The 8242-nt window shown below is 33.5% G+C and carries 8 protein-coding genes and 1 riboswitch; of the genes, 1 reads left to right on the forward strand and 7 read right to left on the reverse strand.

Annotation, left to right across the window (positions count from 1 at the left end):
• Positions 1-232: transposase (locus BHF71_RS12365; protein ID WP_084024109.1), on the forward strand; the 232-nt coding region annotated here is incomplete at its 5' end.
• Positions 233-279: 47 nt separating this feature from the next.
• Here the strand turns inward: BHF71_RS12365 and BHF71_RS08085 are convergent.
• The 7 genes from BHF71_RS08085 to BHF71_RS08115 form a co-directional block, all read right to left on the reverse strand.
• A complete protein-coding gene (locus BHF71_RS08085) occupies positions 280-1053 on the reverse strand; it encodes an ABC transporter ATP-binding protein (protein WP_069657162.1) in 774 nt (257 codons plus the stop codon).
• Complete coding sequence (locus BHF71_RS08090; protein ID WP_069657163.1) at positions 1053-2081, reverse strand: FecCD family ABC transporter permease; 1029 nt, start codon at positions 2079-2081, stop codon at positions 1053-1055. Before BHF71_RS08090 ends, BHF71_RS08085 begins: the two co-directional genes overlap by 1 nt.
• Before the next feature lie 14 nt (positions 2082-2095).
• Complete coding sequence (locus BHF71_RS08095; protein ID WP_069657164.1) at positions 2096-3061, reverse strand: ABC transporter substrate-binding protein; 966 nt, start codon at positions 3059-3061, stop codon at positions 2096-2098.
• A 149-nt stretch (positions 3062-3210) separates the two neighbouring features.
• Positions 3211-3411: riboswitch (cobalamin riboswitch) on the reverse strand.
• A 117-nt stretch (positions 3412-3528) separates the two neighbouring features.
• Entirely contained in the window at positions 3529-4449 is a 921-nt protein-coding gene (glsA, locus tag BHF71_RS08100) for a glutaminase A (RefSeq protein ID WP_218064935.1), read from the reverse strand.
• Positions 4450-4495: 46 nt separating this feature from the next.
• Positions 4496-6046, reverse strand: coding sequence for a rhomboid family protein (locus tag BHF71_RS08105; protein WP_069657166.1), 1551 nt, complete (start codon positions 6044-6046; stop codon positions 4496-4498).
• 128 nt (positions 6047-6174) lie between these two features.
• Positions 6175-6822 (reverse strand): TPM domain-containing protein, encoded by a 648-nt coding sequence (locus tag BHF71_RS08110; protein WP_069657167.1) that lies wholly within the window; start codon positions 6820-6822, stop codon positions 6175-6177.
• A gap of 159 nt (positions 6823-6981) precedes the next feature.
• Entirely contained in the window at positions 6982-7971 is a 990-nt protein-coding gene (locus tag BHF71_RS08115; protein ID WP_069657168.1) for a stalk domain-containing protein, read from the reverse strand.
• Between the last annotated feature and the right edge of the window lie 271 nt (positions 7972-8242).

Genomic DNA, 8242 nt, shown 5'->3' on the forward strand with positions numbered 1-8242 from the left:
AATAGAAAGAGTATTTGCAGATATGAAAGAGAAACATGGTTTGCGTTGGACTACGTTAAGAGGTTTGAAAAAAGTCTCGATGCAGGCGATGTTAGTTTTTGCTGCCATGAATTTGAAAAAGCTAGCGAATTGGACGTGGAAGAGACGTCCGAATCGCTCTCAATTTTTTATTTCATCCAAGATTTTAAGCATTTTTGACAAAAATAACCTCATACTAGGTAATTTAGCATGAGGTTAGTCTTCAGTCTGCGGAGTAACTATTAAGTTACTCCTTAAACATCAGTTTAGCAATATCTGTGGAACCTTGGTCAGTGGGTGTTTTACTAGTATAGGCTTTATTTTATATACCTTTTCGATTTCTTGTTCCCTAATTACCTCTTCAACTTTACCAATAGCCTTAATTGAACCTTGGTCCAATAATACCAAACGATCACAATATTGTGCAGCAAGGTTTAAGTCATGTAGTACCATGATTGTTGTCAACCCCTTCTCTTCTTGCCATTTGCGTATATGTCTCATGAGGGACTGCTGATTACCAATATCCAGATAGGTCGTTGGTTCATCCAAAAAAAGTACTTTTGGTTGTTGAACCATCGCCCGAGCCAAAGATACCAATTGTCTTTGGCCACCAGATAGAGTATTAACAGGCTGATTTCTTATCCCCAATAATTCAAATGTTGTAAGTGCCTTATGAATTATTTGATGGTCTAATTTAGTCAAATTTGCAAATGGTTTTAGCCACGGATAACGTCCCATTGCCACCACTTCTTCCACAGAAAAAGCAAGAGGGGGAGTTCCTTCTTGTTCAACAACAGCGAATAACCTAGCCAATTCTTTTTTTCCATAATTGGATATGGGATTCCCATTAAATTGAATCTCACCATCGCTTGAATTAAGAAGACCTGTCATAAGACGCAACAAAGTGGTTTTACCACTTCCGTTGGGACCGATAATACCAAAACTTTCTCCATCATTAACATTAAAAGAAATATTGTTAATTACTTTTTTTTCACCATATTTAAATGACAGGTTATTAACTCGAATCAAGTCCATCAACTTCCCTCCTTTAACCCCTTCCTAAGAAAATACGCAAATACTGGTGCACCTATAAAAGCAGTCAATACTCCGATTGGTACTTCTCTAGAATCAATTACTATTCGTGCCAAAGTATCTGTCCATAATAAAAATATCGCTCCCGCTAATGTTGATACAGGTAGTAAAATTCGGTGATCTGGTCCAATCAGTAACCTAATTAAATGTGGTATTACCAAACCTACAAAACCAATAATCCCAACTATTGATACAGCTGAAGCGGCAAGCATTGAAGCAACGATTAAGATGATCAATTTCTTTCTAGCCACATTTACCCCTAGATGAATTGCAGCACGCTCACCTAAAGCCATAACATTTAAAACCCTAGATTGAGTGAATAAGTATATCATTCCAATAATAAAAATCGGCAAAATAATAAAAATATCTATCCAATCCTTATTTGCCAAACTTCCCATCATCCAAAAGATGATCGATTGCATTTGCTCTCCAGAAATAGCAATTAAAAATGTTAAGATAGCTCCAGATAATGATTGAATCACTACTCCAGCTAAAATTAATGTCTCATTGCCCCTTTGCTTTTTTACATTCGATAGCAACAGCACCAAACCAAGTGTAATAAGTGAGCCAATAAGTGCAAAAAACGGAAGAGTTAGCTGTCCAATAAATAAATTTTGATTCAAAAAAATAATTGTAGTTGCAGCACCAAGAGCGGCACCAGAAGAAACCCCAAGAATATACGGTTCAGCTAAAGGATTATGTAAAATTCCTTGAAAAGCAACACCTGAGAGGGATAACATCGCTCCAATCAGAATAGCTAAGAAAGTTCTTGGTAATCTTAGATTCCAAATAATTGAGTCTTGGGATGATGTCCAGTTTTGATCAATATCTAAAAAAGGAATATGACCTAACAAGATTCTTACTGTAGTTTCAATAGGCACCTTTACTGCACCAATCATAATTGTCAAGATAATTGAAAAAAGGAGCAGGAGGAAGAGCCCTCCTGTCCAGAAAAACCTTTTATTATTCATAGCTTAAACCTTTCTTAAAATTGATCTGGATATAATATTTTAGCAATTTCACCAAGTCCATCAATGATACGAGGTCCTGGACGACTAACAAGATCATTATCCACATTAATAACCCGTTTATTTACAATAGCATCAACTTGCTGCCAACCTTCACGTGATAGAACTTGCTCAACAGCATTCGGTGTATAATATCCATATGTCGTGAAAATTACCTGTGGATTAGCTTCAATAACCTTTTCCTCACTATATTGAACCCAGCCATTTTCTTCAACAATATTAATTCCACCTGCTTTTGTGATTAGCTCATCAATAAAAGTTCCCTTACCAGAAGTCCATAAATCACTAGAAACTTCTACCCAAACACGGACTTTGTCTGTCTCAGCGATGTTAGCTATTTTTTCCACAATTGATTGTTCTTTTTCTTTCATCTCTGCAATTACCTGTTGAGCTTTTTCATTAGTGTTAGTAATTAAACCGATTTTTTCAATAGTTTCGTAAACAGCGTTAATACTTTGTGGATTAAATTGAACGACAGAAATATTTAGGGCTCTAATACTGTTTAAAAGTTGCTCACTGTGAGCACCAAGAATCACTAAATCAGGATTTAATGCTACAATTTGTTCTATGTTAGGATTTAAACCATCTTCAAAGACGTATTCAACTCGTTCTTGAACATCAACTGGATAGTTGTCAAAGATTGTTACCGCAACTACCCTTCCATCTAGCCCAAGTGCATACAATATTTCCGTGTTGCTTGGAATTAGTGAAATGATTCTTTTAGGTTCAGCATTAATGGTTATTTCTTTACTAGAATCATCTTTAATAGTCAATGGATAATTAGTTTCAGTCACATTATTAGTTTGTTCTTGATCAACTCCTTCATTTACATCTGAAGAAGTATCTTCCACAGTTGCACATCCCGATAGAATCCCCAATACCAGTACTAATACAGTAATTAAAACAAAACCTTTTTTAAACATCTCCAACTCTCCCTCTGAAATTATTAAATGATAGGATTCTCGAGGAAAAAAAAGCCTTTTTATCCCGAGGATAAAAAGGCTTTATCAGTATACTTATAGTGTATAAAACACCATAAATCAACCAGATGCCACTTCTTTCCTCGAAGAACTAGCTTCCAAATAAATAGGCAGGTCTCCTGGCTTATGGCAACGCATTTCCACACCTTCCCATTCTACTTAATTAGCAGAACAGTGGTCTAACGTGGAAATACTTCCAAATCACAGTGGCGGGACCGCGTCGGATTTTCACCGAACTTCCCTTTTAACTTTCAGCCTAAATAGACTGAAAAACCTATTTATTATTCGCTATATAATTGTTGTCTTTCATTATATCTTCTTAAGATAAAGATAACAAGGATTATTTTTGATAGAAATTTTTGATATAATGACCTTTGTCGTGATTTTTGGTATTCACTTGAAGCTCCTAACTAAAAGATACTGAGATCTAATTTTTGGGATAAGTCTTCTAATAACTTCACGCCTCCAATACTATTTCCCTTTTCATCTAATGCCGGACCAACGACTCCAATTCCAAACCTTCGGGGCACAGTTGCAAGAATGCCACCACCAACACCACTTTTAGCTGGAATACCAACATTAATCGCAAATTCTCCAGAAGCATTATACATCCCACAAGTAACCATGAAAGTTTTGGCTATTCTTACAACTTCATAAGGGATGATTTCTTGATTATTGTAGATATCTTTGCCATCATTGGCTATTACTGCACCTATTTTTGCCACATCTTCAGTGGTTACTTCAATAGAACTCTGCTTAAAATATACTTCTAAGTGTTCCTCAATATCTCCTGTAATCACATTATGGGTTCTCAAAAAGTATGCGAGAGCTTTGTTTAAATCACCAGTTTGGTATTCCGACTGAAAAACTTTCTCGTTATACGTAATTCCGTAATTACCTGTCATTTTATGAATCAATGTCAATATCTTATGTAGTCGTTCTTCAGGTGATTCACCAGATATCAAAGAAACTGTAGTAATAGCACCAGCATTTATCATCGGATTCAAAGGTTTAGATGGTTTGATGGTCTCTAATTTGATTATTGAGTTGAAGGGATCACCAGTTGGTTCCATTCCTACATATTGAAATACTTTCTCCTTACCATTTTCTATTAAAGCTAGCATTAAGGTAACCACTTTTGTGATACTTTGTAAGGTGAATTTATATTTATAATCTCCAGCATTATATAGATTACCATTCAAATCGATTATAGATATCCCTAATACAGATGGATCTCCTTTCCCTAACTCCGGTATATAAGTTGCCACTTTTCCTTCTTTGGTCCATCTTTTATTCCGTTCAACCAATGTATTCAACAATTGTTGCATCATATTCGCCTCTCTATGTTCATAATTTTCCATTTTGAAGGCTCAAATATCAACTTTTTAATTCGTCTAATAATTTTTTAGCTTCTTGAAAATACGGGTCGATTTCAAGTGCTTTCTCTAAATGAAATATCGCACTTTGTTGATCATCTTTAAATATCGAAATCAAAGCCAGGTTATAATGGACTTGTGGAAAATCTGGTTCAATTTTTAGCGCCTGTTGATAATATTTTTCTGCTAACTCGGGTTTTCCTTGTTGCAAAACAGTATTAGCAAAATAAAAATGATAAAACGGTTGATTAGGGTATTCTTTAACTAAATGATCAAATATACGATAAGCTAACTGAAGATCACCTTTATTTAAAGCTTCTTCCCCTTTTAGGTAAATGGCTTGACTTCCTTTAAAATCAAATGAAGTAATTCCCCACCAACTTACCCCGATTATTAATAAAAGTATCAATATTGAAGTAATTTTTATTCGCCATTGTTTACCCTTTTGAGTCGGTATCTGAACAATTGCAGCCACAATAAATCCACCGATTAAACCCCCAAGATGAGCATAAATATCCACATTAGGTGCAAAAAGACTAAAGACCAAGTTAATTCCTAAAACGGTTAAAATATCAGTTCCAATTGTTCTAAAAAATAGATTAGGATATATATAGCCAAAATAAAGGAATGCTCCGAATAAACCATAAATCGCTCCAGATGCACCTGCTCCTAAAGATGAAGGGGCGAAAAAAAGACTACCTAAATTACCAATAATTCCAGCAATAATGTAAATGATAAAAAAACGTAAAGATCCATATATTTTTTCAGTTGCTTGCCCTAAATAATATATAGCTATACTATTAAGTGCCAAATGTATAAATCCTATATGTAAAAATATTGGAGTAATCAAACGCCAATATTCACCATTAGTAATAAAAAAAGATTCTTTAGCACCATAATTAATCAAAACTAGGGGATCAGTACTTCCACCACTGAAAGTCATTAATAAAAACATTAATGCATTAAAAAAAATAATGCCATAGGTTAATAACGGCTTTCCATAATTAAAAATACTGTTAATCTCCTCTATCCTCTTTTTTTCAATATCTTTTATCTCCTCAAATATCTCTGCTGGCTCTTCTTGAGATGGATGTGATAAATAATGCACAAAAGGCTCCATTGGAATACCAATTTTCTCAAATGTTTTGTCTAATATCCCAATTCGTTCCCTCTCTAGATCAACATAACCAAAGTAATACTCAATTCTTTTTTGTTCTTCTCTAGATAATCTAGAAATTGCGTCATGTATATCCTGACTAGGACTAGATTGAAATACATAAAGGTTTAAGAACTTCATTTTTCTGCCTTTTACATGTTTAAGAATCTTTTCAGCCACAATCTTAGTATTCTCTATTTCTTGAATCATATGATTTGGCCAGATAAATTCAACAGGTATCAAACGAACAAAAGTATAATCACTTTTTGTGTTTTTAATTAAATTTACCCCACTTTGCTGGCCGCCCTTATTAGTTTCTTGTATGTGTATTAAAGAAAACCCATTTTCTTTTACCAATCTATTTGCAACAGACCACAAATACTTTTCTAATAACAAAAGAAAAAAACCTCCTATGATCATTTTCATCAGAACATTTATTATTATACCAAATCACTATCCGACAATAATAGAGATTTAACCATACCTGAAATTCATTTTCTAATAAAAAAAAGCCCAATTCTGGACTATTTCTTTATCTTAAAACCTTTGACTGAGAAAAACCACAAAATTAAAACTAAAATTATAATACCACTGGTCCAAAGAAACTGATTAGAATAACCAAAAAAAGTATTTTTACTGTTGGATGATTCAGTATTTTTAGGTGGAGTAGGTATTTTAGGGGAATTTTTTTCCTTGACTAATTGCTTTGGAATATCATTACTGATTCCCCTTGCTAAATTCACCAATGCATAAGCCACATTTCCCTCGTCAACTTTTGGTAAAAAATAACTTTCGATTTCCCGATTAAAAAATTCCTGATCTAACCCCTTTTTTTCTAATACATCACCAGTAGTTATATATATTTTACGGTCGTCTTTTAAAATTAAAATAAGAATTGTATCTTGAGAAAAATTGCGATTATTAAATAACGCCTTACTTATTTCCTTTATATCACCAGTAATGCTACTTAAGATAATGAACTTATAATTTTCAGGCAATTTTTCAATCTCTTCTTTAATAAATTCAATCTCTTCATCAGTGAAGTATTGGTAAGCGTCTTCAATAATATTAATTTTCTCTAAAGAATTTGAATTCGCTAGAACATTTGAACTAAGCATTAATAAGAGCGGAAAAATCAGTAATACTTTTAATATTCCTGAAACCCTTTTCATTTAATCCATTCCTTTCTTACCAATACAATATATTAAACCATTCAAAACTGATAAAACATAACCGTACTTTTTAAGACTATTATAACATGTGTTCACTAGATTAAGTTAAAAGTATTGAAAAAACTTGGCTAATCATGCCAAGTTTTTCTGTATTTCAAATTAACGGTAGAAATTATGATTACCAATTTTAATTAATGGTTTCTTATTTTTGAAGAAGGAACTAGTGGAAATTTTAGGGTTATTGAAAAACAAGGCTCCATCTACAGGGTCAACACCAAGCAGAGCTTCTTCTGCCGCACGGTAAGAAGCCTCATCAGGTTTGATGTTGTATATAAGTCCTGTTTTTGCTGGAGTAAATTGCGATTGTTGAAATATAACATCATATATGGTATTTGGAAACCAAGGATTTTTAACCCTATTTATTACTACTGCTCCGACCGCAACTAGTCCTTCATATGGCTCATCACGAGCTTCAGCGTAAATAATCTTTGCCAACCACTCTAATTCATCATCACTATATTCAACGACAGCCTTTGTCCTCAATTTATCTACTGAATTAAAACTAATAGGCTCAAAGAAAATTTTGGTATCAACTGAAATAACATCACTGGATAATTGATTCCATTTTTTTAAATCATCAATACTAACCCCAAATGTTTCACTAATTAATTGTAATGTATCTCCTTCCTTGACGACATATCCAGGAACTTCGTCTATCAATACAGTACGTGTCTCCTTGTCCCAACCAACCTTGTGACGAAAAGCTTCTGCAACAAATCTAACAGGTGCATAAGTACGACCATCAATTATCTGGGCCTTAGCATCCATATATAACTTTTCTGAATTATAATACACCATTTTACTGTCAATTAGGAATTTAATCATCGTATTGCCTTTTATAACCATTACTTCACGAGTTTTGCTATCCCAAGAAACCTGAGAACCTAGTAACTCGGTAAACTTACGAACAGGAATAAAAGTCCTACCATCAATTATAACTGTGTCTTCATTTTGATTAAAATCTTTACCATTAACTTTGATCTTTATTGGAGCAGAACCCGCATTTATTATTTGAGCATTGAATCCAAAATAGATTGCAAGGACTAGTAATATCATAACTAATCCAAAATATCTTGATAATTTTTTCATTTTTTCTCCCCTCGTACAAGCTGTCGTATTGTCAAAAGTTTTATAGATTATTGTGTCAAAAACCTTGTTGTTATTGAAAAATTTATATTAAGGTATTGCCACCCCCTCAATTTAAGGGTAATTTTTAGTTGACCATTCAAAAAATTACTCAAACAAAGGAGGCGGCAAACTTGATGTCTAAAGTTATTTCTTTGTTGCTACTATACATTGAGGTTCAAAATAAAATCATTGTTTATTTGATGGGGGCATTGCTTGGTAAGAATTCTCTTCG

The organism is Vulcanibacillus modesticaldus (assembly GCF_001730235.1).
GTDB classification, from domain to species: Bacteria; Bacillota; Bacilli; order Tepidibacillales; family Tepidibacillaceae; genus Vulcanibacillus; species Vulcanibacillus modesticaldus.